This is a genomic window from Pseudorhodoferax sp. Leaf267 (assembly GCF_001422405.1).
Classification (GTDB): domain Bacteria; phylum Pseudomonadota; class Gammaproteobacteria; order Burkholderiales; family Burkholderiaceae_C; genus Pseudorhodoferax.
This window is the reverse complement of record NZ_LMMV01000002.1, coordinates 133,441-155,732: the sequence shown is the minus strand read 5'-3', so window position 1 is coordinate 155,732 and position 22,292 is coordinate 133,441. Positions and strand designations below refer to the sequence as shown.

The following is a 22,292-nucleotide window of genomic DNA, read 5'->3' as shown; positions in this document are numbered from 1 at the left end:
CATGACCCAACCCAAAGTCGAACTGCACATTGCCAACTATGGCGTCATCACGCTGGAGCTCGATGCCGAGAAGGCACCGAAGTCGACGGCCAACTTCCTGGCTTACGTGAACAAGGGCCACTACGACAACACGGTGTTCCACCGCGTGATTCCCGGCTTCATGGTGCAAGGCGGCGGCTTCGAGCCCGGCATGAAGCAAAAGGGCACGGATGCCCCGATCGACAACGAGGCCAACAACGGCCTGAAGAACAACAACTACACGGTGGCGATGGCACGCACGAACGACCCGCACTCGGCCACCGCTCAGTTCTTCATCAACGTGGCCGACAACGCGTTCCTCAACCACACCGCCATCTCGGCGCAGGGCTGGGGCTATGCCGTGTTCGGCAAGGTCGTGTCGGGCGCAGACGTGGTCGACAAGATCAAGGCCGTGAAGACCGGCCGCAAGGGTTTCCACGACGACGTGCCGGTCGAGGATGTCGTGATCGAAAAAGCCGTCGCACTCTGATGCGCGAGTTGCCAGCCCTGCCCACTTTCGCGGAGCTGGTCGCGCCCGAGGAATGGCGCGTGATCGATTGCATGTCCGACGTGCATCTGCGCCCGGATGACCTGCCGACATTCGAGGCCTGGCAGCAGGCCATGGCGAGCAGCACGGCCGACGCCCTGTTCATCCTGGGCGACCTGTTCGAGGTCTGGGTCGGCGACGACGCACTGGATCCGGCTGTCGGCGATGGCTCTCCAATCGGCCAGTTTGAATTGCGCTGCGCCCAGGTGATCCGGGCAGCGCGTTGCCCGGTCTATTTCATGCATGGCAACCGCGATTTCCTGCTGGGCGCCACGGGGCGGAAGGCCGCTGGCATGCAGTTGCTGCACGACCCGACGGTGCTCATGTTCGCCGGCCAGCGCTGGCTGCTGAGCCATGGCGATGCGCTGTGCCTGGACGACGTCGCCTATCAGAAGTTTCGCCTGCAAGTTCAGAACCCGGCATGGCAGCAGGCCTCGTTGCAGCATCCGCTAGCCGTGCGGCGCCAGATGGCACGGCAGATCCGCCAGGCCAGCGAGCAGCGCAAAGACCAGGGGCTTGGCTACGCCGATGTAGACCCGGATGCAGTACGCGCATGGCTGCAGGCGTCGCGCAGCCAGACCTTGATCCATGGCCACACCCACTTGCCGGCCGACCACGCGCTTGGCGATGGCTTGCACCGCATCGTCATGAGCGATTGGGAAGCGCAAGCGCAGCCGCCGCGCCTGGAGATCCTGCGTTTGAGCACGTCCGCGCCACCGCAGCGAGTGGGCGTACCGCGCGCCGCATGAGCGGCGTTTGGCGCCGCGCACGCCATTGGCTTGCGCGGCTGGATTTTCCCGGCCGCAGGCCCAAGGAAATCCCGCAAGCGTTATGGCTGCAAACCCTAAGGCGCTACCCTTTCCTTGCGCAGGATGCGCTGACTGCCGCGCGGCTACAGCAGCTTGCCGGGGAATTTCTTGCGCTGAAGGAGTTCCATGGCGCCGGTGGCCTGGCCATCACCGACGCCATGGCCATCGACATCGCCGCACAAGCCTGCCTGCCCTTGCTGCATCTGCGTGCACGCCCAGGTCGCATGCCGCATGGCGCGGGCTCCCCTCTTGTCTGGTACAGCGATTTCGTGGGTATCGTCGTGCAGCCCGGCGATGTCGTGGCGAAGCGCGAGACCACCGACGAGACCGGGGTTGTCCATCACTTTGACGAGGTCATCGCGGGCGAAGCCATGGACCGGGGGCCCATCATGCTGAGCTGGGCGGCTGTTGCCGGGGCAGGCACAAGCGCCGTCGAGGGCTACAACGTCGTGATCCACGAGTTCGCCCACAAGATGGACATGGCGGACGGCGCTGCCGACGGCTGCCCGCCGCTGCAAGCCGGCTTTCTCGGCGCTGGTTCCGCCCAGGCAGCCCGCAGTGCATGGTTCGCAGCCTGGGGACCGTGCTACGAGGCGTTTTGCGAACAGGCGGTGGTGGCCGAACGCTTCGGTGGCATGCCACCGTGGCTCGATCCCTACGGAGCGCAGGGCCTGGACGAATTCTTCGCCGTGGCCTGCGAGGCCTACTTCGTCAACCGGGCGCGTTTTGCGCTGGACTTCGCCAGCCTGATGCCATCGCTGGATGCCTTCTTTCGCGACGGCATCGGCGCGCCGCCTCGGAATCGATGACGGCGGTCAATCCCAGGAGGGCAAGGACGCGAAGCGCGCGGAGAGGAACTCCAGCATGGTGCGCAAGCTCGCCGGTTGGTGGCGGCGCGAGATGTAGACCGCGTAGACGCCGACACTGTCAGGCTGCCAATCTGGCAGCACGGCGACCAGGTCGCCGCTGTGCAGCATGGGCGCCACGACATAGTTCGGCAGCAAGGCGACGCCGCCGCCGGCACGCACAGCTTCGACGAGGCTCATGATGTCGTTGGCGCTGAAGCTGCCAGACACCTGCACGAGGCGCTCCTCCCCGTCGCGCGAGAAACTCCACTGGCTCTTCTCGACACGCGAGTGCGCCAGGCAGTTGTGCTGCGCCAGATCCTCTGGGATCTTCAGCGCGCCCTGCTTCTCGAGATAGCCCGGCGTGCAGCACAGCACGTTGCGGCAGGTGGCGAGCTTCTTGCCCAGCAATGCCGGGTCCAGCTCATTCGTCATTCGAATGGCCAGATCGATCCGTTCGTCGACCAAATTCGGGGACGCATCGCTGAGCACGAGGTCCACGTTGGTGCGCGGATACCGCGCCAGGTAGTCCACGAGGATCGCAGACAGATAGGCCTGACCGAATGCAGGATTGCACTGGACGCGGATCTGACCATGCGGCTCGGTGTCGCGCTGACCGACCACTTGTTCAACATCGTTGACAAGTTCGAGCAACTGACGGCTGCGCACCACGCAGGCCTCGCCGGCTTCGGTCAAAGACAGCCGGCGCGTCGACCGCTGCAACAGTCGAGCCCCCAGCCAACGCTCCAGTTCGCCGATATGCCGGGTCACCATGGCCCGAGACATACCCAGCGTGTTCGCTGCCGCAGTGAAGCTGCCCCGCGTCACCACCTCACTGAACACTCGCATCGCAGAAATACGATCCATCGCCACACCTGTAGAAACAACTTGCTCGACTGCGGCAAACCTTCATTCGCCAACAGAACGAACAAATCTTAAGGTCCAGCCTGAAACAACGTACACAAAAAAGTCACATTTACATGCGAATACAGTCATCAGCTATCGAATCTGATATATGCAGACCGAACTCTCGGTATGCAAAACTTCGCATGTCGTCTTTTGGCGACGATTCTAGGGAGCAAAAGGCGAGATTCAGCCATGCCCCAGCCATTTCTGCAATCGGCTCACTCCCTGAACCAATCGATCCGGGTCACGCGATGCAAAACACCAGCGGAACCAGCCCTGGGCTTGCGACGCAAACGCGGTGCCGGGCGCCAGGCCCAACCCGGCCTCGCGCACCAGGCGCTTGGCCGTCAGAAGCGCGTCATCGAACCCGTCCAGGCGAAAGAAGGCGTACATGCCACCATCGGCAACGGCCACCTGCACGGCCGGCGTCGCGGCCAGCAGCGGTACCAACGTGTCCCGGCAACGCAGCAGGTGCGCCACGACCCCCGGCGTGACCTCCTCGCTGCGCGCCAGCGCCGCGATCGCGGCCCGCTGGGTGAAGACGCTGGCACATGAAGTGTTGAACTCGATCAACTTGCCCATGTGCGGCGTGAGCGATGCGGGCATGACCAGCCAGCCCAGACGCCAGCCCGTCATCAGGAAACTCTTGGAGAAGCTGTGCGCCACGATCAGCCGATCGTCCGGCGCTGCCACATCCAGAAAGCTCGGTGCGCAGGCATTGGCCGAGGGCGCGTAGTACAGTCGCTCGTACACCTCGTCGGCCAGGATCCAGGTGCCGGTGCGGCGGCAATGCGCCAGCAAGGCGACCTGTTCGGCTCGCGACAGCGTCCAGCCGGTCGGGTTGTTGGGCGCATTCACGATCAGCAGCCGCGTCGTTGGCGTGATGGCCGCCAGCAAGGCGTCCAGGTCCAGCTTCCAGCGACCAGCCTCGGGGCCGTAGGCCACCGGCTGCAAGGGCACGCAGCGCAGGCTGGCACCCATGATGAGCGGCTGCGCCGTCAGGTTGGGCCACACCGGCGTCACGGCCACGACCTCGTCGCCCGCGTCCACGAGGCATTGCACGGCCAGCATCAGCGCGTTGACGCCGCCCGAGGTCACGGCGATGCGGCCGCTGTCCACGGGGCCGTGCAGCTGGCCCATGTACTGCGCGATGGCGCAGCGCAACTCGGGCAGGCCAAGGTTGTGCGCGTAGAAGGTTTCACCGCGCTGCAGGGACTCGATCGCCGCCTGGCGGATGAAATCCGGCGTGACTTCGTCGCTTTCGCCGAACCAGAAGGCCAGCACGTCGTCGCGGCCCAGCCCGGCGTTGGCGACCTCCCGGATCTGCGACTCGGCAAGTCGCTCGATGGCTTGTCTCATGGTTTGTTCTTGAAGCGCTCACGCAGAGCGGGAAGGGTGCGATAGATCACGCAAGCACGATCGTATCCAAGCGCACGTCAACGCCTGCCAACTCGATGTCGTTGACGTGCACACCACCACAGGAGCACCAATGCGCACTCGTCCCTACTTGGCCATCTGCCTGGCCGCCACCATTCTCGCCACCGCCAGTCTGCCGGCCACGGCTACGCCCGCAAAGAAGCAGGACGGTGCGGCCAGCCCCAGCAAGAGGACCGCGGCACCGAAGTTCATCCCCAGCAGCTCGCAGGAATCTCCCAAGGAACGCGAACGCCGTCTGCTGCGGGAATGCAAAGGGCGGCCCAACGCAGGCGCCTGCGCGGGCTTCGCCAGCTGACCCTTATAAAGTGGGCCGCTGCATGATGCAGCTCGTGGGCAGCTCGGCCCGCGCAGCGGCCACCTGCTTGATGACGCGAAAGCCATAGCCCGAGCCTTCGACGTCGAACTTCACGCCCGGCGCGCCCTGCCGGTCCATGACGCCCACGACCAGCGTTTGCTGGACCTGGTGGTCCGCCGCGCGCATGCGCGCCGACTGGCCGGACAGCGTGACCGATGCCTGCTCCAGCGCCAGGCCCACGCTGGCCGCGTCCAGGCTGCCAGCCTTCTCGATGGATTGGACCAGGGCCTCGACCATCAGCTGCATGCGCATGTGCACATAGTCATCGGCCGGCTTGGGGTAGCGTTCGCGGAAGTCCCGGTAGAAGGCCTCGCTCTGCGCCGTCGGCAGGTTCGGCAGCCAGTCCGCCACCGCGATGACTTTGCCGATGCCGGCATCGCCGATGGCGGCCGGCGCCCCAAGGGCGTTGCCGTAGAAGGTATAGAACTTGCCCTCGAAACCCGCCTCGCGCGCCGCCTTGACCAACAGCGTCAGGTCGTTGCCCCAGTTCCCCGTGACCACCGCATTGGCACCGCTGGCCTTGATCTTCGCGGCATACGGCAGGAAGTCCTTGATGCGGCCCATGGGGTGCAACTCGTCGCCCACGATGGCAACGTCGGGCCGCATCACAGCGAGCTGCCGGCGCGCCTCGCGCAGCACGGCCTGGCCGAAGCTGTAGTCCTGCCCCAGCAGGTAGACCCGCCCGACCGCCTTGTCGTCCTTGAGCACTTCCATCAAGGCCGCCATGCGCATGTCGGCGTGGGCGTCGAAACGGTAGTGCCAGAAGCTGCACTTCTCGTTGGTCAGGATGGGATCGACCGCCGAGTAGTTCAGGTACAGCACGCGCCGCGCGGGCTCGCGCTCGTTGTGCTTGTTGAGCGCGTCCAGCAGCACGGCGGCCACCGCTGACGAATTGCCCTGGGTGACGAAGGTCACGCCGTCGTCGATGGCCGCGCGCAACGCGCTCAGCGCCTCCTCGCTCTGGCCCTTGCTGTCGTAGCGCGCAATCGCCAGCGGCCGCGCACCACCCGGCAGCTTGATGCCGCCGCGCGCATTGACGCGCTCTGCCGCCCACACGAGGTTGCGAAACACGGCCTCGCCGGTGTTGGCGAACGGGCCGCTCAGGGTCTCGATCATGGCCAGCCGGATCGGCGTGGACTGTGCGGGCGCCGGCACAAAGGCCGTAGCACATAGCACCGCGACGGCCGATTTCAAGAGCCGCCTGCGTTCCTGATGCATCAAAAATTCCTCTTGAAAATCAAAGCGTTGCACGCAGATTGGATGCATGCGGCGCTCATGGTGAGAGCCGCGGAGTGTAGCCACCAAAGGACCCATACCATGTTGTTTGCCCCCGTCATCCGCCAGGCCTCCTACAGCCCTTCCGTGCGTTCGCTGGACCGCAGTTTCGAACGCTTCTTCAACGATGTCGCCTATGCCCGCCAGACCGGCACCAAGGGCCACAGCTTCACGCAGGACGAGAAGTCCTGGACGCTGAGCGTGGACCTGCCGGGCGTGGCCAAGGACCAGCTGACCATCGGCATCGAAGGCGCCGTGGTGCGCATCGAGAGCACCGAGGCCGCCGCTCGCAAGGTCAAGGCCGCCTATGAACTGCCGCTGGACATCGACGCCACCACCAGCACGGCCACGCTGGAGAACGGTGTACTGACGCTCAAGCTGGCGAAGAAGCTGCCCGTCAGCAACGTCGCCCAGCTCGCGATCCAGTAAGAAGGCTGCTCTGCGCGCCGCTCGGTGCCCTACAAGGCGTCGAGCGGCCAGCGCGGCTTCACATCGAACGCGTAGCGGCGCTCGGCCTGCTCCGCCCCTGCCGCCAGCCGCATCGCCGCGGCCATGGCGATCATGGCGCCGTTGTCGGTGCACAGCTCCAGCTCCGGGTAATGCACGCGCACCCCGCGCTTGGCGCACGCCGCATTCAGCTGCGCGCGCAGATCCCGATTCGCCCCCACGCCGCCAGCCACGACCAGCCGCTGCAGCCCGCTCTGCGCGACTGCAGCCATGGACTTGCGCACCAGCACATCGACGATGGCCGCCTGCGTGGACGCGGCCAGGTCGGCTTTGCGCCCCTCCAGTTGGTCGCCCAGCTTCTTGGCCTGCGTCAGCACCGCCGTCTTCAGGCCGGCGAACGAGAAGTCCAGGTTGCCGCTGTGCAGCAGGGGCCGGGGCAGCGCGAACGCCTTCGGGTCGCCCTGCTCGGCCAGCCGCGCCAGTGCCGGCCCTCCCGGGTAGCCCAGGCCCATGAGCTTGGCCGACTTGTCGAAGGCCTCGCCGGCGGCGTCGTCGATGGTCTCGCCCAGCATCGCGTAGCGGCCCACGCCATCGACACGCATGAGCTGCGTGTGCCCGCCCGACACCAGCAGGACCACAAACGGAAACTGCGGCGGGTCGGCACTCATGAAGGGCGACAGCAGGTGGCCTTCGAGGTGGTGCACGCCCAGCACCGGCCTGTCCAGCGCCGCACCCAGCGCGCAGGCGATGCCGGCGCCCACGAGCAAGGCGCCGGCCAAGCCTGGCCCACGCGTGTAGGCCACGACGTCCACATCTCCCAACGAACGCCCCGCTTCCTCCAGCACGCGGGTCGCCAGCGGCAGTGCCCGACGGATGTGGTCGCGGCTGGCCAGCTCCGGCACTACCCCACCATAGGCCGCGTGCATGCGCACCTGGGTGTGCAAGGCGTGGGACAGCAGGCGCGGTGCCTGTTCACCGACGCTTTCGACCAAGGCCACGCCCGTTTCGTCGCAAGACGATTCGAATCCCAGTACCAACATGGCGCGCAGTGTAGTGGGGCGGCGGCACGGATGTTGCTGGCCCCGTCGAACCCCACACGATGAAAACAGGCCTTACTTTTCTGATCGCGGCGCGCGAATGCGAGATCGGCGAACTCGAGCAGCTCGCGCTGACGAGTGCGCTGGTCGGCGCCATCGGCCGCCTGGTCCACGCGCTGCAGCGCGAGCGTGGCATGTCCAACGTCTTCCTCGCGTCCGGCGGCACGCGCTTTGCCGAACAACGCACGGCCCAGATCGGCACATGCGACGCCATCGCGCGCGAGGTGCGTGGCCAGTTCGATGCGCTGGACACCCAGGCCGGGCAGGTGCGCAATGGCGCGCGCCTGTTCAACCGCATCGCGGTGGTGCTGCACGGGCTGGACGCGCTGCCCGACCTGCGCGCGCGCATCGCGGCGCAGGCCCTGGGCCAGGATGAATCCACCGCTGCCTTCGTGCGGCTGCTCGCCGGCCTGCTGGCCGTGGTGTTCGAGGCCGCCGACAGCGCGACCGATCCCGACATCTCGCGCGCGTTGGTGGCGATGTTCAACTTCATGCAGGGCAAGGAGTTCTCCGGCCAGGAACGCGCCTTCGGCGGCGGCTGCTTCGCTTCGGGCCATGCCGACGGCGCACACCAGCAGCAGTGGCTGCACCTGATCGAGTCGCAGGAGCGCTGCTTCCAGGTGGCGATGAATTTTTCGGATGCATCCGTGCGCGAGGCCTGGCAGGCCGCCGAGAAGGCCAGCCCGCTCGCCGACCTGGAGCGCCTGCGCCGCATCGGCTGCGCGCCGCGCGCCGACGGCCACCTGGACCCGGACCTGAGCCAGGGCTGGTACGACGCCTGCACGCTGCGCATCGACCTCATGCGCGAAGTCGAAGAGCTGCTGGCCACCCGCCTGCGCACGTTGTGCGAGACACGCATCGCCAGCGCGCGCGCCGAGCTGCGCGACCAGCAGGCCATCCTGGCGACGCTGTCGCACGAGGCCCAGGCCGGCGCCAGCGAGCGCACGGCGGGCTACGGCCCGCAGCTGGACCGCTCCATCCTGACCATGGTGCAGGAGCAGTCGCAGCGCCTGCAGGAGATGAACGACGAGCTCGAGACCGTGCGGGCCTCGCTGAACGAGCGCAAGTTGATCGAGCGCGCCAAGGGCCTGCTGATGGCCGCGCGCAAGGTCGACGAGGCCGAGGCGCACAAGATGCTGCGCCAGACGGCAATGAACCAGAACCGCCGGCTGCTCGACGTGGCGCAGTCGGTACTGGCGATGTCCGACTACCTTTGAACGCACCATTGCTGCGCCGCACAACTCTTGTGCCTCGCGCAGCCCCACGCACCAGAATCGCCCGCCTTCCCGGCGAGGCCCCTGGGTGACGAACGGCACCTAGAGCGTTGATGGCAAACGGAAAACAGCACAACTCCAAGCGCCACCAAAACTTGGCACACAACCTGCAATAGCTCTTTCATGCGCAGGCCAACGGCGGTCTGCTTCGGCCCTCGTGCCACCTTTTGGACAACGGCGTCCATTTCCCATCTGCGTGTTTGCTCAGGTGCGAAATGGACGCCGTTTTGTTTTTCCTCGCCTCTTCGCCATCTCAGGAGTTGACATGCACCCACGCGCTTCCCGACTTGCCACGCCAGGCCGCCGCGACTTCATCCGCAAGGCCGGCGCTGCCACCGCCGCCACCTGGCTGACCACCCTGGGCCACCGCGCCGCCTGGGCCGCCGGCTCGGACGCCCCGGAGAAGAAGGAAGTCAAGATCGGCTTCATCCCGCTGACCGATTGCGCCAGCGTGGTGATGGCTTCCGTGCTGGGCCTGGACCAGAAGTACGGCGTGAAGATTGTGCTCAGCAAGGAAGCCAGCTGGGCCGGCGTGCGCGACAAACTGTCCAACGGCGAGCTGGACATGGCCCATGTGCTGTACGGCCTCGTCTATGGCGTGCACGTGGGCGTGGGCAGCCCCAAGAAGGACATGGCCGTGCTGATGGGCCTGAACCGCAACGGCCAGGCCATCACGCTGTCCAAGCAACTCGCCGACAAGGGCGCGGTGGACGGCCCCTCGCTGGCCAAGCTCATGGCCGCGGACAAGCGCACCTACACCTTCGCCGGCACCTTCCCGACCAGCACGCACACCATGTGGCTGAACTACTGGATGGCCGCCTCTGGCATCAACCCCGTGACCGATGCCAAGGTCATCGTCGTGCCGCCACCGCAGATGGTGGCCAACATGCGCGTGGGCAACATGGACGGCTTCTGCGTCGGCGAGCCCTGGAACCAGCGCGCCATCATCGACAAGATCGGCGTCACCGCCAGCACCACGCAGGACATCTGGAAGGACCACCCAGAGAAGGTGCTCGGCGCGCAGGCCGCATTCGTGAAGGCCAACCCCAACACCTGCCGCGCCGTGATGATGGCCGTGATGGAGGCCGGCAAGTGGATCGATGCCAACCTGCAGAACAAGGCCAAGATGGCCGACACGGTGGCCGAGAAGTCCTACATCAACACCAGCGCCGACGCCATCAACCAGCGCATCCTGGGCCGCTACGACAACGGCATGGGCAAGACCTGGGACGACCCCAACCACATGAAATTCTTCGACGACGGCGCGGTGAACTTCCCCTACCTGTCCGACGGCATGTGGTTCCTCACGCAGCACAAGCGCTGGGGCCTGCTCAAGGAACACCCGGACTACCTGGCCGTGGCCCAGCAGATCAACCAGATCGACCTCTACAAGCAGGCCGCCAGCGCGCTGAAGGTCAGCGTGCCCAAGGACCCGATGCGCAGCAGCAAGCTGATGGACGGCGTGGTCTGGGACGGCAAGGACCCGAAGAAGTACGCCGACGGTTTCAAGGTCAAGGCCTGATCAACGCCCCACAGGCCCACAAGGAGCACCCCATGGTTTCCGCTGTTTTCCATTCCCCCCTCGAAGCCGTCGCGGCCGAGACGCCGGCACGCGAACTCAAATCCGTTGCCAAGACTGCTGCCAACGACGCGGCGGCGCCAGCCACCCCGGCCGTGCGCAAGATGCCGTTCGACTGGCGCGGCCTGTGGCTGCGCGTGCTGCCGCCCATCGCGGGCCTGGGCCTGCTGGTCGTGCTGTGGGAGATCGTCTCCATCAGCACGAGCGGCAGCATTCCCACACCACGCGACACCTTCGCGCAGGCGGTCGACGTGTTCAGCAACCCCTTCTATTCCAACGGCCCGAACGACCAGGGCGTGGGCTGGAACGTGCTGTCCTCGCTGCAGCGCGTGGCGCTGGGCTTCGGCCTGGCGGCGCTGGTCGGCATCCCGGCGGGCTTCGCCATCGGGCGCTTCAATTTTCTGTCGCGCATGTTCAACCCGCTGATCAGCCTGTTGCGCCCGGTATCGCCGCTGGCCTGGCTGCCCATCGGTTTGCTGGTGTTCAAGGGCGCCAACCCGGCCGCCATCTGGACCATCTTCATCTGCTCGATCTGGCCCATGATCATCAACACCGCGGTGGGCGTGCAGCGCGTGCCGCAGGACTACATGAACGTGGCCCGCGTGCTGAACCTCTCCGAATGGAAGATCGTCAGCAAGATTTTGTTCCCCGCCGTGCTGCCCTACATGCTGACCGGCGTGCGCCTGGCCGTGGGCACGGCGTGGCTCGTGATCGTGGCGGCCGAGATGCTGACCGGTGGCGTGGGCATCGGCTTCTGGGTGTGGGACGAGTGGAACAACCTCAACGTCAAGAACATCATCATCGCGATCTTCGTGATCGGCATCGTGGGCCTGCTGCTGGAGTTCGCACTCATCAAGCTGGCATCCGCATTCACCTTCGAGGAAGTGAAGTCATGAGCGACGCGAAATTCATCGACATCCAGAACGTCGAGCAGACCTTCAAGACCGCGCGCGGCCCCTTCATCGCGCTGCGCGACATCCACCTCACCGTGGCCAAGGGCGAGTTCGTCGCGCTGATCGGCCACTCGGGCTGCGGCAAGAGCACGCTGCTGAACCTGATCGCCGGCCTGACCAAGCCGACCGAGGGCGTGCTGCTGTGCGCCAACCGCGAGATCGCCGGCCCCGGCCCCGAGCGCGCGGTGGTGTTCCAGAACCACTCGCTGCTGCCCTGGCTGACCTGCTTCGAGAACATCTACCTGGGCGTGGAGCGCGTGTTCGGCCCCACGGAAACCAAGACCCAGCTCAAGGCCCGCACCGACGCCGCGCTGGCGCTCGTGGGCCTCACGCCCGCCACACAGAAGCGGCCCGGCGAAATCTCCGGCGGCATGAAGCAGCGCGTGGGCATCGCCCGGGCGCTGGCCATGGAGCCCAAGGTGCTGCTGATGGACGAGCCCTTCGGAGCGCTGGATGCGCTGACCCGGGCCAAGCTGCAGGACGAGCTGCTGGCCATCGTGCAGAAGACGCAGAGCACGGTGGTCATGGTCACGCACGACGTGGACGAGGCCGTGCTGCTGTCCGACAAGATCGTGATGATGACCAACGGCCCGGCCGCCACCATCGGCGAGGTGCTCAGCGTGAACCTGCCGCGCCCGCGCAACCGCGTGGAGCTGGCCGAGGACCGCCACTACGTGATGTACCGCAAGGCCGTGATCGACTTCCTCTACACGCGCCAGGCGCATGTCGAGAAGGCCGCCTGAAGGAGCTGCCATGTCGCGCACCACCTTCATCCGCGTCGTCGAATACTGGCTGCCGAGTGCGGACGGCAGCCTGCTGGAATATGGCGGCGGCGTGTTCGGCAGCGCCACGCGCTTCGAAGCCGCCACCGAGCACCTGTGCTTCGGCCGTGGCGAGGGCCTGCCCGGCCAGGCCTGGGACCTGGGCCACCCCATCGTGCTCAAGGACCTCACCAACTCCTACTTCCGCCGCGGCCCGGCGGCGCAGGCGGCGGGGCTGACCTGCGGCATCGCGCTGCCCATCTTCGACGGCAGCACGCTGCGCGCCGTGGTGGTGCTGTTCTGCGGCGACGACGAGGCCCATGCCGGCGCCATCGAGCTGTGGGCCAACGATGCCGATGCGCCGGCCGACCTCAAGCTGGTGGACGGCTACTACGGCACGACGGGCGACACCTTCGAGTTCATCTCGCGCGCCACCGCCTTCCGCAAGGGCACAGGCCTGCCCGGCCGCGTGTGGGAGTCGGAAAGCCCCGTGTTCCTGCCCGACCTGGGCAAGGGCTCGGGCTTTCTGCGCGCCGAGGGCGCCATCAAGGTCGGCATCAACCGCGGCTTTGCGATCCCGTGCACCACGCCCGAGGGCCAGGTCTTCGTGATCACCTTCCTGTCGGCCCTGGCCACGCCGATCGCCAGCAGCGTGGGCATCTGGGAAGCCGGCCATGCCGGCGAGCCGCCGCGGCGCAGTTTCGGCTTCTCGGAGGCCGAGGGCGTGCTGGAAGGCGTGGCACCCGCGGGCCAGGCCGGCGTGGTCGCCAGCGTGCTGGCCAGCGGCCAGCCGGTGGTGGACGGTGCGGCGATCACCATTCCGGTCGCGCCCGGCGGGCAGATGCGCGCGGCCATGGTGCTGGGGTTTCACTGAGCGGCGGGCGCCGGCACAGAGCACCCACCGCAGCCAACACACGGCCCGGCACGATGACATCCACGCTGCGTTCGCATGAGGGCCGGGGGGAGCGGGCACGGCTCTTGCTGGATTCAAAGGGCGGTGCAATGACGCACCGCTTTGGTGAATCCGAACCCTTCGGACGCACCCCGGGCGCACCGCACCCGGTCGATCGAGCGCTGGCAATGGCCGCTGGCGCTCCCCTCCACACCCCATTGGATGCAGCGACCCCGCGCGGGGCGCCGTGTCGCCCATGAACGCCATGCCGCACTTCCAGAACTTCCTGCGCGCCGGCCACAGCCCCACGCTGTTCGCCGCGTTCGTGTACTTCAGCTTCTCTTGCTGCATCTGGGTGCTGAACGGCGCCATGGCGCCGTTCATCGGCGAGACCTTCGACCTGTCACCCGCGCAGAAGGGGCTGATGCTGTCGGTGCCCATCATCGCGGGCGCGCTGATGCGCTTTCCGCTCGGCGTGCTGGCGCAGTACATCGGACGCAAGAAGGCCACGCTAGTGGAGATGGGGCTGATCGCCGTGGCCATGCTGTTCGGCTTCTTCTTCGTGCACACCTTCAACGACCTGCTGGCCATGGGCGTGCTCCTGGGCATCGCGGGCGCCAGCTTCGGCGTGGCGCTGTCGCTGGGCTCGGGCTGGTACCCGCCGCAGCACAAGGGTCTGGCCATGGGCCTGGTGGGCGCGGGCAACATCGGCACGGCCGTGTCGGTGCTGGTGGCGCCGCCGCTGGCGGCCTGGCTGGGCTGGCAGGCGGTGTACGCGGTGGCGGCCGGCGCCATCGCCATCCCCATGGTGGTAATGATCGTGTTCGCCAAGGAGCCGCCCGATGTGGATGCGCACGCCAGCCTGCGCGAGCACGTGGCCTGTTTGTTCGAGAAAGACGGCTGGGCCTTCAGCCTGATCTACGGCGTGACCTTCGGCGGCTTCATCGGCCTGACCACCTTCCTGCCCAGCTATTACTACGACCAGTTTGGCGTGAGCAAGGTGCAGGCCGGCCAGCTCACCATGCTGGCCGCCTTCATGGCCGCGGCCGTGCGCGTGGCCGGCGGCTGGGTGTCGGACCGCTGGGGCGGCGTGAACACGCTGACCATCGTGCTGTGCGTGGTGGCGGTCTGCCTGGGGGGCGTGGGCTTCGCGTCCAGCTCGCTGGTGCTCACCACGCTGATCCTGATGGTGTGCTTCGCGGCGCTGGGCGCGGGCAACGGCGCGCTGTTCCAGCTGGTGCCGCTGCGCTGGCCCACCACCACGGCCGTGGCCGGCTCCATGATCGGCGAGATCGGCGCGCTGGGCGGTGGCCTGGTGCCCAATGCCATGGGCCTGTCCAAGCAGTACCTGGGCACCTATGCCGGGGGCTTCGTGCTGTTCGCGGTGCTGGCCGTGATCATGCTGGGCGTGATGCGCGTGATGCAGATCCGCTGGACGCGCACCTGGGCCGAAAAGGGTGGCCGCGCACGCACCACGGCGCCCGTCGCGCACAGCCCGCGCACCATGCCACGCCGCAAGCGGGCCTGAAGGCACATCACCATGCGCCGCCCCGGCCCCCTCACCGTGCGCTCAATGTGGCAGGAACAGCAGCCACAGCACGAGCAGCACGTTGAACAGCAACGACAGCAGCAAGCCGAGCTTCCACGCGGCGGCCGGGTCGCGGCGCAGCAGGGGCGTGGCCAGCGGCGCGGCGATTGGGCGCGAGGCGCCGCGCTCCAGCGCGAGCAGCATTTCTTCGGCGGTCTCGAAGCGCTGGCGCGGGTCGCGCGCCACGGCCTTGAGCAGCAAATGGTCGAGCCAGATCGGCACGTCGGCGCGGATGCGCGAGGGCGCGACCGGGTCGCGCCGGTAGCGGCCGCTCTGGTAGGGCTCGATCTCGCCATAAGGCAACCGGCCCGTGAGCCACTGGTACAGCGTGACGCCGAAGGCGAACAAATCGCTGCCGGCGTCGGCCATGCCGCCTTCCCACTGCTCGGGGTTCATGTAGCTGGGCGTGCCCGCGTGCAGCTCGCGCTGGGCCGCGCTCTCGCGGCCGGACAAGGCCACGCCCAGGTCGATCACGCGCCACTGGCCGTCGTCGCCCAGGTGCAGGTTGCCTGGCTTGATGTCACGGTGCACCACGCCCTGGCGGTGCAGCCGGCCGAGCACGCGCACCACGGCCACGGCCGCGTCGATGAAGGGCGTGACGGCGGGGCGGCCATCGGCCTGGCGCAGCTGCTCCAGCGTGCGGCCGGCATGCCAGTCGAACACGGTATAGAGCGCCGTGGCCCCGGCCGCGCGCGGGTGCACGCGCACCAGGCCGCCAACGCCGCCGAAGCGTTGGCCCAGCCAGGCTTCGTGCGCCAGCATGACCCGCTCCTCGGGGTCGCTGGCGCGGCCAGGGCTCAGCGTCTTGATCGCCACCAAGGCGCGGCTGGCAACGTCGCGCGCCTGGTAGAGCCGGTGCACGCCGCTGTCGGCCACCAGGTGCGTGACCTGGTAGCCGTCCAGCACATCGCCCACCTTGAGCACGGGCGGCGGCAGCAGCCGGCGCACGTCGCCCAACTCGTCGTGCAGCTGGCGCGCGTCCAGCCCGCGGATGCGCAGCACCAGCGCGGTGGCGTTGTCGCGTCCACCGGCCGCCAGCGCGGCCTGCACCAGCGCCTCGCTCGCGGCCTGAGCGTCGCCGGCCAGGGCCAGTGCGGCCAGTTGCGCGGGGCGCAGCAGGCCGTGCACGCCGTCGCTGGTCAGCACGAAGCCATCGCCCACGCGCACGTCGCCCTGCAGGTAGTCCACGCGCACGGCGTCGTCCAGGCCGATGGCGCGCGTGAGCTGGCTGCGCATGTCCGGGTGCGGGTGGGCGTGGTCGGCCGTGAGCAGCTCGGCGCCCTCGCCTGCGCGCACACGCCAGGCGCGCGTGTCGCCCACATGGGCCAGCGTGAAGCTCTGGCCGTGCAGCACCAGGGCCGTCAGGGTGGTGAGCGCGCTGCCATTGCCACGGCGCCGGTTGTGGCCGCACAGCCAGCTGTTCTGCGCGGCAATGAGCCGGTCCAGCGCGGCCGTGGGCTCCCAGTGCGCGGGCGTGGCGAAGTAGTCGGCCAACAGGCCCATCACGGTGGTCTGCGCCGCCTCCATGCCCTCGCCGCCGGCGCTCACGCCATCGGCCACCGCCGCCACCAGCGCACCGGCCTGCTGCACAGTGCCCGCGAAGTCCTCGTTGCGTTCGCGCGGCCCGCGCTGGCTGCTGGTGCCGATGTCCACTTCGAAGCTCATGGCGCGCGATTGTGCGCGCGCACATGGGCCGCCTGCCCCCTTTGAGTCGCTAGAAAGGTAGAACCCCATGAAGAAGATGAAACTGGTGCTGGTCGGCAACGGCATGGCCGGCGTGCGGGCGGTGGAAGAGCTGATCAAGCTGGCGCCCGACATGTACGACATCACGGTGTTCGGTGCCGAGCCGCATCCCAACTACAACCGCATCCTGCTGTCGCCGGTGCTGGCCGGCGAGCAGACGGTGGAGCAGATCGTGCTGAACAGCTGGGAGTGGTATGCGGAGAACCACATCACGCTGCACACCAGCAAGAAGGTGACCGAGGTGGACCGCGTGCGCCGCATCGTGCGCGCGCAAGATGGCACCGAGGCCGAATACGACCGCCTGCTGCTGTGCACCGGCTCCAACCCCTTCATCCTGCCCGTGCCGGGCAAGGACCTGCATGGCGTGATCGCCTACCGCGACATCGCCGACACCAACACCATGATCGAGACCGCCAAGACGCACAAGCATGCGGTGGTCATCGGCGGCGGCCTGCTGGGCCTGGAGGCGGCCAACGGCCTGATGCTGCGCGGCATGACGGTGACCGTGGTGCACGTGAACGCCTGGCTCATGGAGCGCCAACTGGACGACGTGGCCTCGGGCATGCTGCGCAAGTCGCTCGAAGAGCGCGGCCTGAAGTTCCGCCTGAGTTCGCACACGCAGGAGCTGGTGGGTGACGACGCCGGCCGCGTCAGAGCGATCAAGTTCAAGGACGGGACCGAGGAGCCGGCCGACCTGGTGGTGATGGCCGTGGGCATTCGCCCCAACATCGAGCTGGCGCAAAAAATGCGCCTGCACTGCGAGCGCGGCATCGTGGTCAACGACACCATGCAGACCGTGACCGATGCGCGCATCTACTCGGTGGGCGAATGCGCGCAGCACCGCGGCATCGCCTACGGCCTGGTGGCGCCGCTGTTCGAGCAGGGCAAGGTGGCGGCCAACCACCTGGCGCACTTCGGCATCGGCCGCTACCAGGGCTCGCTGACGTCCACCAAGCTCAAGGTGACGGGCATCGACCTGTTCAGCGCGGGCGACTTCATGGGCGGCGAAGGCACGGAAGAGATCGTCATGAGCGACCCCTTCGGCGGCGTGTACAAGAAGCTCGTCATCAAGGACGACAAGTTGGTGGGCGCCTGCATGTACGGCGACACGGTGGACGGCAGCTGGTACTTCAAGCTGCTGCGCGACGGCCGCAGCGTGACCGACATCCGCGACAAGCTGATGTTCGGCGAATCCAACATCGGCGACGTGGGCCACGCCGGCCACAACAGCGCGGCCGCCATGCCGGATGAGGCCGAGGTCTGCGGCTGCAACGGCGTGAGCAAGGGCGCGATCTGCAAGGCGATCAAAGACAAGGGCCTGTTCACGCTGGACGAGGTGAAGAAGCACACCAAGGCCAGCGCGAGCTGCGGCTCGTGCACGGGGCTGGTGGAGCAGATCCTGATGTTCACGGCCGGCGGCGACTACTCGGCCACGCCCAAGAAGAAGGCGATGTGCGGCTGCACCGACACCAGCCACCAGGAGGCGCGCGACGCCATACGCAAGCAGAAATTCCTGAGCCACGCCGAGGTCTACGCCAGCCTGAACTGGCGCACGCCCAACGGCTGCGCGAGCTGCCGGCCGGCCATCAACTACTACCTGATCAGCACCTGGCCCAAGCAGGCCAAGGACGATCCGCAAAGCCGCTTCGTCAACGAACGCAGCCACGCCAACATCCAGAAGGACGGCACCTATTCGGTGGTGCCGCGCATGTGGGGCGGCTGCACCACGCCCGACGAGCTGCGCCGCATCGCCGACGCGGCCGACAAGTACAAGATCCCGACCGTGAAGGTGACGGGCGGCCAGCGCATCGACTTGCTGGGCGTGAAGAAGGAAGACCTGCAGGACGTGTGGCGCGACATCGGCATGCCGTCGGGCTTTGCCTACGGCAAGTCGCTGCGCACGGTGAAGACCTGTGTGGGCAGCGAGTGGTGCCGCTTCGGCACGCAGGACAGCACGCAGATGGGCAAGGACCTGGAACGCGCGCTGTGGGCCATGTACTCGCCGCACAAGGTCAAGCTGGCCGTGAGCGGCTGCCCGCGCAACTGCGCCGAGGCCGGCATCAAGGACGTGGGCGTGATCGGTGTGGACTCGGGCTGGGAGATCTACGTGGGCGGCAACGGCGGCATCAAGACCGAGGTGGCGCAGTTCCTCGTCAAGCTCAAGACGCCCGCCGAGGTCATGGAATACACGGGCGCCTTCCTGGAGCTGTACCGCAGCGAGGGCTGGTACCTGGAGCGCACGGTGCACTACATCGGCCGCGTGGGGCTGGACTACGTGAAGAAGAAGATCCTGGACGACGCCGAGGGCCGCAAGGCGCTGTGGGAACGGCTGCAGTTCGCGCTGGACGGCGAGCCCGACCCGTGGTTCGAGTCGGTGCGTGCGTCGGTCGACGTGCGCCAGTTCCACCCCGTCGCCACGGCGCGATCCACCGCGGCCGTCGCCTGAAGCCGGAGATGCACATGAACGAATGGACCTCTATCTGCCGCGTCGACGACATCCCGATGCTGGGCTCGCGTCGCGTGGCGCGCGCCCAGGGCGTGGACGTCGCCATCTTCCGCAACGACCAGAGCGAAGTCTTCGCACTGCTGGACCGCTGCCCGCACAAGGGCGGGCCGCTGAGCCAGGGCATCGTGTTCGGCAACACCGTGGCCTGCCCGCTGCACAACTTCACGATCGGCCTGGCCGACGGCTGCGCCCAGGCGCCTGACGAGGGCTGCACGCCCCGCTTTGCGGTGCAGGTGCAGGACGGCGTAGTGCAGCTGAACGCGCACGAGCTGGCCACGCATGCGACCGACCTGGCGCGGCCCAAGGCCGGGCCGGGCGCGTCCACCGGCGCGCTGGGCGATTCGAGCTTTGCGGTGCAGGCGCCGCACTCCTCTTGAGATGACCATGACCACCGAGACACGCTCGACCTGTCCCTACTGCGGCGTGGGCTGCGGCGTGATCATCCAGGCCGAGGGCGCGCAGATCACGGGCGTGCGCGGCGACCCGGACCACCCGGCCAACTTCGGGCGGCTGTGCACCAAGGGCTCGACGCTGCACCTGACGGCTTCTGCCGAGGTCACGCTGCAGACGCGGCTGCTGCGGCCCATGCAGCGGCTGGTGCGTGGCGCGGCGCCGCAGGCCATCGGCTGGGACCAGGCGCTGGACCAGGCGGCCGACAAGTTCAGCCAGGTGATCCGCGACCATGGGCCGGACGCGGTCGGCTTCTACCTCTCTGGCCAGTTGCTGACCGAGGACTACTACGTCTTCAACAAGCTGGCCAAGGGCCTGCTGGGCACCAACAACCTGGACACGAATTCGCGGCTGTGCATGAGCAGCGCGGTGGCGGGCTACAAACAGACGCTGGGCGCCGACGCGCCGCCGGCCTGCTATGACGACGTGAACCACACGGACTGCCTGTTCATCGTGGGCAGCAACACGGCCTGGGCGCACCCCATCCTGTTCCGCCGCATCGAGGACGCCAAGCGCGCCAACCCGGCGATGAAGATCATCGTGGTCGACCCGCGACGCACCGACACCTGCGAGATCGCCGACCTGCACCTGGCCGTGCAGCCCGGCACCGACGTGATGCTGTTCCACGGCATGCTGCACCTGATGCTGTGGGAGGGCTGGACGCAGCCGGCCTACATCGCGGCCCACACCAGCGGCTTCGACGCGCTCAAGGCCACGGTGCGCGACTGCACGCCCGAGAAGGTGGCCCAGGTCTGCGGCATCACGCAGGCCGACCTGCTGCAGGCCGCGCGGCTGTTCGCCACGTCGCAGGCCACGCTGAGCCTGTACTGCATGGGCATGAACCAGTCGTCCAGCGGCACGGCCAAGAACGCGGCGCTGATCAACCTGCACCTGGCCACGGCCCAGATCGGCAAGCCCGGCGCCGGCCCGTTCTCGCTGACCGGCCAGCCCAATGCCATGGGCGGGCGCGAAGTGGGGGGGCTGTCGAACCTGCTGCCCGGGCACCGCGACATGGCGAACGCCGCGCACCGCGCCGAAGTGGCGGCCTTTTGGGGCGTGGACAGCGTGCCGGCCGTGCCGGGCAAGAGCGCGATCGAGATGTTCCAGGCCGCGGCCGATGGCGAGATCAAGGCGCTGTGGATCGCCTGCACGAATCCCGCCCAGTCCATGCCCGACCAGGTGATGGTGCGGCGGGCGCTGGAGCGCGCCGAGTTCGTGGTCGTGCAGGAAGCCTTTGCCGGCACCGCCACCTGCGCCTTCGCCGACCTGCTGCTGCCAGCCACGAGCTGGGGCGAGAAGGAAGGTACTGTCACCAACAGCGAGCGTCGCATTTCGCGCGTGCGCCCGGCCGTGGCCGCGCCCGGCGAAACGCGGCACGACTGGTCGATCGCGGTCGATTTCGCGCGGCGGCTGGAAGCGCGCGGTATTGGCTTTGCTCCCTTGCCCCCCCGGGGAGAGGGTGGAGGTGAGGGGCAGGCCGCCCCCACGCTGTTCCCCTACGCCAACGCCGAATCCGTCTGGAACGAACACCGCGCCACCACGCGCGGCCGCGACCTCGACATCACCGGCCTGAGCTGGCCGCTGCTCGACGCCCAGGGCCCGCAGCAGTGGCCCCTGGCCGAAGGCCAGTCCACCGGCCGCGCACGCCTGTACGAAGACGGCGTGTTCCCTACAGCCGACGGCCGCGCCCGCTTCGCCGACGCCCCCTACAAGCCCGTCGCCGAGGCGCGCGAAGCCCGCTACCCGTTCTCGCTGAACACCGGCCGCCTGCGCGACCAGTGGCACGGCATGAGCCGCACGGGCACATTGGGCCGCTTGTTCGGCCACGTGCCCGAGCCCGTGGTGCAAATGCACGCGCAGGACATGGAGCGCCGCCAGCTCAAGGAAGGCGACCTCGTGCACGTGACCTCGCGCCGCGGCTCCATCGTCGTGCCCGTCGCGGCCAGCGCCGAGCTGGGCCTGAGCCAGGCCTTCATCGCCATGCACTGGGGGCCCGAATACCTGGGCGGGCGCAGCAGCGTCGGCGAGCCGCTGGCAGGCGTGAACGCGCTGACCACGCCGGCCTACTGCCCGATTTCCAAGCAGCCCGAGCTCAAGCACACGCCGGTCAAGATCCTGAAGGCTGAGCTGCCCTGGTCGCTGCTGGCCATGGCCTGGCTGCCGGCGGAATCGGCGCTCAGCGCGCGCACGCAGCTCCGCGCGCTTGCCGAGGCCCTGCCCTTCGTGAGCTGCGTGCCCTTCGGTGCCAACGCGGCGCTGGACGGCGGCGGCGCCCAGCGCACCGGCGTGCTGCTGCGCGCCGCCGCCCACGACAAGCCCGACGACGCACTGCTGGTGCAGATCGAGGTGCTGCTCGGCCTGACTGGCATGGACACGCTGCGCTACGCCGACGCCCGCCGCGGTCAGCGCCGTGCTGTGCGCCTGGTGCGCACCGGCGCCGACGCCCATGTAGAAGGCGTATTGCTGGCCGGTGACACGCGCGCCGAGAGCTGGATCAAATCGCTGCTGCAGGACCAGCTGCCGGCCCAGGCCTTCGGCCGCCAACTGCTGTCGTTCCAGCCGCTGGCCCCGAGCGGCATCACCGCACGCGGCAAGCTCATCTGCAGCTGCTTCGGCATCAGCGAGACGGCGATCCAGGGCCAACTGGCCCAATGCAGCGGCAGCGACGACGAGCGCCTGGCCGCCCTACAGGGCGCTCTGAAATGCGGCACCAACTGCGGCTCGTGCATCCCCGAACTCAAGCGCATGGTGCGCGGCACGGCGGTGGCCGCATGAACGCCGTGCTGCCCGCGCAAGGCATAAGCCGACTC

General features: G+C 67.9%; 19 protein-coding genes. 14 read left to right on the top strand and 5 right to left on the bottom strand.

All coding sequences use genetic code 11. From position 1 onward, the window contains the following. Position 1 precedes the first annotated feature (1 nt). The 3 genes from ASF43_RS07475 to ASF43_RS07465 are packed head-to-tail and all read left to right on the top strand — an operon-like array spanning position 2 to position 2,183. A complete protein-coding gene (locus ASF43_RS07475) occupies positions 2-508 on the top strand; it encodes a peptidylprolyl isomerase (protein ID WP_056178434.1) in 507 nt (168 codons plus the stop codon). Then, positions 508-1,314 (top strand): UDP-2,3-diacylglucosamine diphosphatase, encoded by an 807-nt coding sequence (locus ASF43_RS07470; RefSeq protein ID WP_056178431.1) that lies wholly within the window; start codon positions 508-510, stop codon positions 1,312-1,314. The genes ASF43_RS07475 and ASF43_RS07470 overlap by 1 nt, the downstream gene beginning before the upstream one ends. Further along, positions 1,311-2,183, top strand: a complete 873-nt coding sequence (locus ASF43_RS07465; RefSeq protein ID WP_056178428.1) for a zinc-dependent peptidase — start codon at positions 1,311-1,313, stop codon at positions 2,181-2,183. Before ASF43_RS07470 ends, ASF43_RS07465 begins: the two co-directional genes overlap by 4 nt. 6 nt (positions 2,184-2,189) lie before the next feature. On the opposite strand, the gene ASF43_RS07460 is transcribed toward ASF43_RS07465, so the two are convergent. Together ASF43_RS07460 and ASF43_RS07455 are read right to left on the bottom strand one after the other, a co-directional pair. Then, positions 2,190-3,086 (bottom strand): LysR family transcriptional regulator, encoded by an 897-nt coding sequence (locus ASF43_RS07460; RefSeq protein ID WP_056178425.1) that lies wholly within the window; start codon positions 3,084-3,086, stop codon positions 2,190-2,192. A gap of 225 nt (positions 3,087-3,311) precedes the next feature. Continuing rightward, a complete protein-coding gene (locus tag ASF43_RS07455) occupies positions 3,312-4,484 on the bottom strand; it encodes a pyridoxal phosphate-dependent aminotransferase (RefSeq protein ID WP_056178423.1) in 1,173 nt (390 codons plus the stop codon). Between the two features lie 130 nt (positions 4,485-4,614). On the opposite strand from ASF43_RS07455, the gene ASF43_RS07450 reads away from it, so the two are divergent. Next, positions 4,615-4,857, top strand: a complete 243-nt coding sequence (locus ASF43_RS07450; RefSeq protein WP_056178420.1) for a hypothetical protein — start codon at positions 4,615-4,617, stop codon at positions 4,855-4,857. A 3-nt stretch (positions 4,858-4,860) separates the two neighbouring features. On the opposite strand, the gene ASF43_RS07445 is transcribed toward ASF43_RS07450, so the two are convergent. Next, positions 4,861-6,135, bottom strand: a complete 1,275-nt coding sequence (locus ASF43_RS07445) for a branched-chain amino acid ABC transporter substrate-binding protein (RefSeq protein WP_056178417.1) — start codon at positions 6,133-6,135, stop codon at positions 4,861-4,863. Between the two features lie 99 nt (positions 6,136-6,234). Here ASF43_RS07445 and ASF43_RS07440 point away from each other — a divergent pair, with 99 nt between their 5' ends. Then, positions 6,235-6,621 (top strand): Hsp20/alpha crystallin family protein, encoded by a 387-nt coding sequence (locus ASF43_RS07440; protein WP_056178415.1) that lies wholly within the window; start codon positions 6,235-6,237, stop codon positions 6,619-6,621. 29 nt (positions 6,622-6,650) lie between these two features. On the opposite strand, the gene tsaD is transcribed toward ASF43_RS07440, so the two are convergent. Further along, on the bottom strand, positions 6,651-7,679 hold the full coding sequence (gene tsaD / locus ASF43_RS07435; protein ID WP_056178413.1) for a tRNA (adenosine(37)-N6)-threonylcarbamoyltransferase complex transferase subunit TsaD: 1,029 nt from the start codon (positions 7,677-7,679) through the stop codon (positions 6,651-6,653). A gap of 59 nt (positions 7,680-7,738) precedes the next feature. On the opposite strand from tsaD, the gene ASF43_RS07430 reads away from it, so the two are divergent. The 6 genes from ASF43_RS07430 (at position 7,739) to ASF43_RS07405 (ending at position 14,723) form a co-directional block, all read left to right on the top strand. Next, on the top strand, positions 7,739-8,953 hold the full coding sequence (locus ASF43_RS07430) for a nitrate regulatory protein (RefSeq protein WP_056178410.1): 1,215 nt from the start codon (positions 7,739-7,741) through the stop codon (positions 8,951-8,953). A 322-nt stretch (positions 8,954-9,275) separates the two neighbouring features. Then, complete coding sequence (locus ASF43_RS07425; RefSeq protein ID WP_056178406.1) at positions 9,276-10,532, top strand: CmpA/NrtA family ABC transporter substrate-binding protein; 1,257 nt, start codon at positions 9,276-9,278, stop codon at positions 10,530-10,532. Positions 10,533-10,564: 32 nt separating this feature from the next. Next, positions 10,565-11,485, top strand: coding sequence for a nitrate ABC transporter permease (ntrB, locus tag ASF43_RS07420; RefSeq protein ID WP_056178405.1), 921 nt, complete (start codon positions 10,565-10,567; stop codon positions 11,483-11,485). Beyond that, on the top strand, positions 11,482-12,285 hold the full coding sequence (locus tag ASF43_RS07415) for an ABC transporter ATP-binding protein (RefSeq protein WP_056178404.1): 804 nt from the start codon (positions 11,482-11,484) through the stop codon (positions 12,283-12,285). The genes ntrB and ASF43_RS07415 overlap by 4 nt, the downstream gene beginning before the upstream one ends. 10 nt (positions 12,286-12,295) lie before the next feature. Further along, entirely contained in the window at positions 12,296-13,177 is an 882-nt protein-coding gene (locus ASF43_RS07410; protein WP_056178402.1) for a GAF domain-containing protein, read from the top strand. 283 nt (positions 13,178-13,460) lie between these two features. Next, positions 13,461-14,723 (top strand): nitrate/nitrite transporter, encoded by a 1,263-nt coding sequence (locus tag ASF43_RS07405; RefSeq protein ID WP_056178780.1) that lies wholly within the window; start codon positions 13,461-13,463, stop codon positions 14,721-14,723. A gap of 42 nt (positions 14,724-14,765) precedes the next feature. On the opposite strand, the gene ASF43_RS07400 is transcribed toward ASF43_RS07405, so the two are convergent. Next, a complete protein-coding gene (locus tag ASF43_RS07400) occupies positions 14,766-16,448 on the bottom strand; it encodes a bifunctional protein-serine/threonine kinase/phosphatase (RefSeq protein WP_056178398.1) in 1,683 nt (560 codons plus the stop codon). A 67-nt stretch (positions 16,449-16,515) separates the two neighbouring features. Here ASF43_RS07400 and nirB point away from each other — a divergent pair, with 67 nt between their 5' ends. The 3 genes from nirB to ASF43_RS07385 are packed head-to-tail and all read left to right on the top strand — an operon-like array spanning position 16,516 to position 22,257. Then, complete coding sequence (nirB, locus tag ASF43_RS07395; RefSeq protein ID WP_056178396.1) at positions 16,516-18,972, top strand: nitrite reductase large subunit NirB; 2,457 nt, start codon at positions 16,516-16,518, stop codon at positions 18,970-18,972. 14 nt (positions 18,973-18,986) lie between these two features. Further along, complete coding sequence (gene nirD, locus ASF43_RS07390) at positions 18,987-19,409, top strand: nitrite reductase small subunit NirD (RefSeq protein ID WP_156373193.1); 423 nt, start codon at positions 18,987-18,989, stop codon at positions 19,407-19,409. Between the two features lie 7 nt (positions 19,410-19,416). After that, positions 19,417-22,257 (top strand): nitrate reductase, encoded by a 2,841-nt coding sequence (locus ASF43_RS07385; protein WP_056178777.1) that lies wholly within the window; start codon positions 19,417-19,419, stop codon positions 22,255-22,257. Positions 22,258-22,292: the final 35 nt, after the last annotated feature.

Bases quoted from the DNA above. Each gene is read 5' to 3' on its own strand.
- ASF43_RS07475 (WP_056178434.1), top strand. From the start codon at position 2: ATGACCCAACCCAAAGTCGAACTGCACATTGCCAACTATGGCGTCATC.
- ASF43_RS07470 (WP_056178431.1), top strand. From the start codon at position 508: ATGCGCGAGTTGCCAGCCCTGCCCACTTTCGCGGAGCTGGTCGCGCCC.
- ASF43_RS07465 (WP_056178428.1), top strand. From the start codon at position 1,311: ATGAGCGGCGTTTGGCGCCGCGCACGCCATTGGCTTGCGCGGCTGGAT.
- ASF43_RS07460 (WP_056178425.1), bottom strand. From the start codon at position 3,086: ATGGATCGTATTTCTGCGATGCGAGTGTTCAGTGAGGTGGTGACGCGG.
- ASF43_RS07455 (WP_056178423.1), bottom strand. From the start codon at position 4,484: ATGAGACAAGCCATCGAGCGACTTGCCGAGTCGCAGATCCGGGAGGTC.
- ASF43_RS07450 (WP_056178420.1), top strand. From the start codon at position 4,615: ATGCGCACTCGTCCCTACTTGGCCATCTGCCTGGCCGCCACCATTCTC.
- ASF43_RS07445 (WP_056178417.1), bottom strand. From the start codon at position 6,135: ATGCATCAGGAACGCAGGCGGCTCTTGAAATCGGCCGTCGCGGTGCTA.
- ASF43_RS07440 (WP_056178415.1), top strand. From the start codon at position 6,235: ATGTTGTTTGCCCCCGTCATCCGCCAGGCCTCCTACAGCCCTTCCGTG.
- tsaD (WP_056178413.1), bottom strand. From the start codon at position 7,679: ATGTTGGTACTGGGATTCGAATCGTCTTGCGACGAAACGGGCGTGGCC.
- ASF43_RS07430 (WP_056178410.1), top strand. From the start codon at position 7,739: ATGAAAACAGGCCTTACTTTTCTGATCGCGGCGCGCGAATGCGAGATC.
- ASF43_RS07425 (WP_056178406.1), top strand. From the start codon at position 9,276: ATGCACCCACGCGCTTCCCGACTTGCCACGCCAGGCCGCCGCGACTTC.
- ntrB (WP_056178405.1), top strand. From the start codon at position 10,565: ATGGTTTCCGCTGTTTTCCATTCCCCCCTCGAAGCCGTCGCGGCCGAG.
- ASF43_RS07415 (WP_056178404.1), top strand. From the start codon at position 11,482: ATGAGCGACGCGAAATTCATCGACATCCAGAACGTCGAGCAGACCTTC.
- ASF43_RS07410 (WP_056178402.1), top strand. From the start codon at position 12,296: ATGTCGCGCACCACCTTCATCCGCGTCGTCGAATACTGGCTGCCGAGT.
- ASF43_RS07405 (WP_056178780.1), top strand. From the start codon at position 13,461: ATGCCGCACTTCCAGAACTTCCTGCGCGCCGGCCACAGCCCCACGCTG.
- ASF43_RS07400 (WP_056178398.1), bottom strand. From the start codon at position 16,448: ATGAGCTTCGAAGTGGACATCGGCACCAGCAGCCAGCGCGGGCCGCGC.
- nirB (WP_056178396.1), top strand. From the start codon at position 16,516: ATGAAGAAGATGAAACTGGTGCTGGTCGGCAACGGCATGGCCGGCGTG.
- nirD (WP_156373193.1), top strand. From the start codon at position 18,987: ATGAACGAATGGACCTCTATCTGCCGCGTCGACGACATCCCGATGCTG.
- ASF43_RS07385 (WP_056178777.1), top strand. From the start codon at position 19,417: ATGACCACCGAGACACGCTCGACCTGTCCCTACTGCGGCGTGGGCTGC.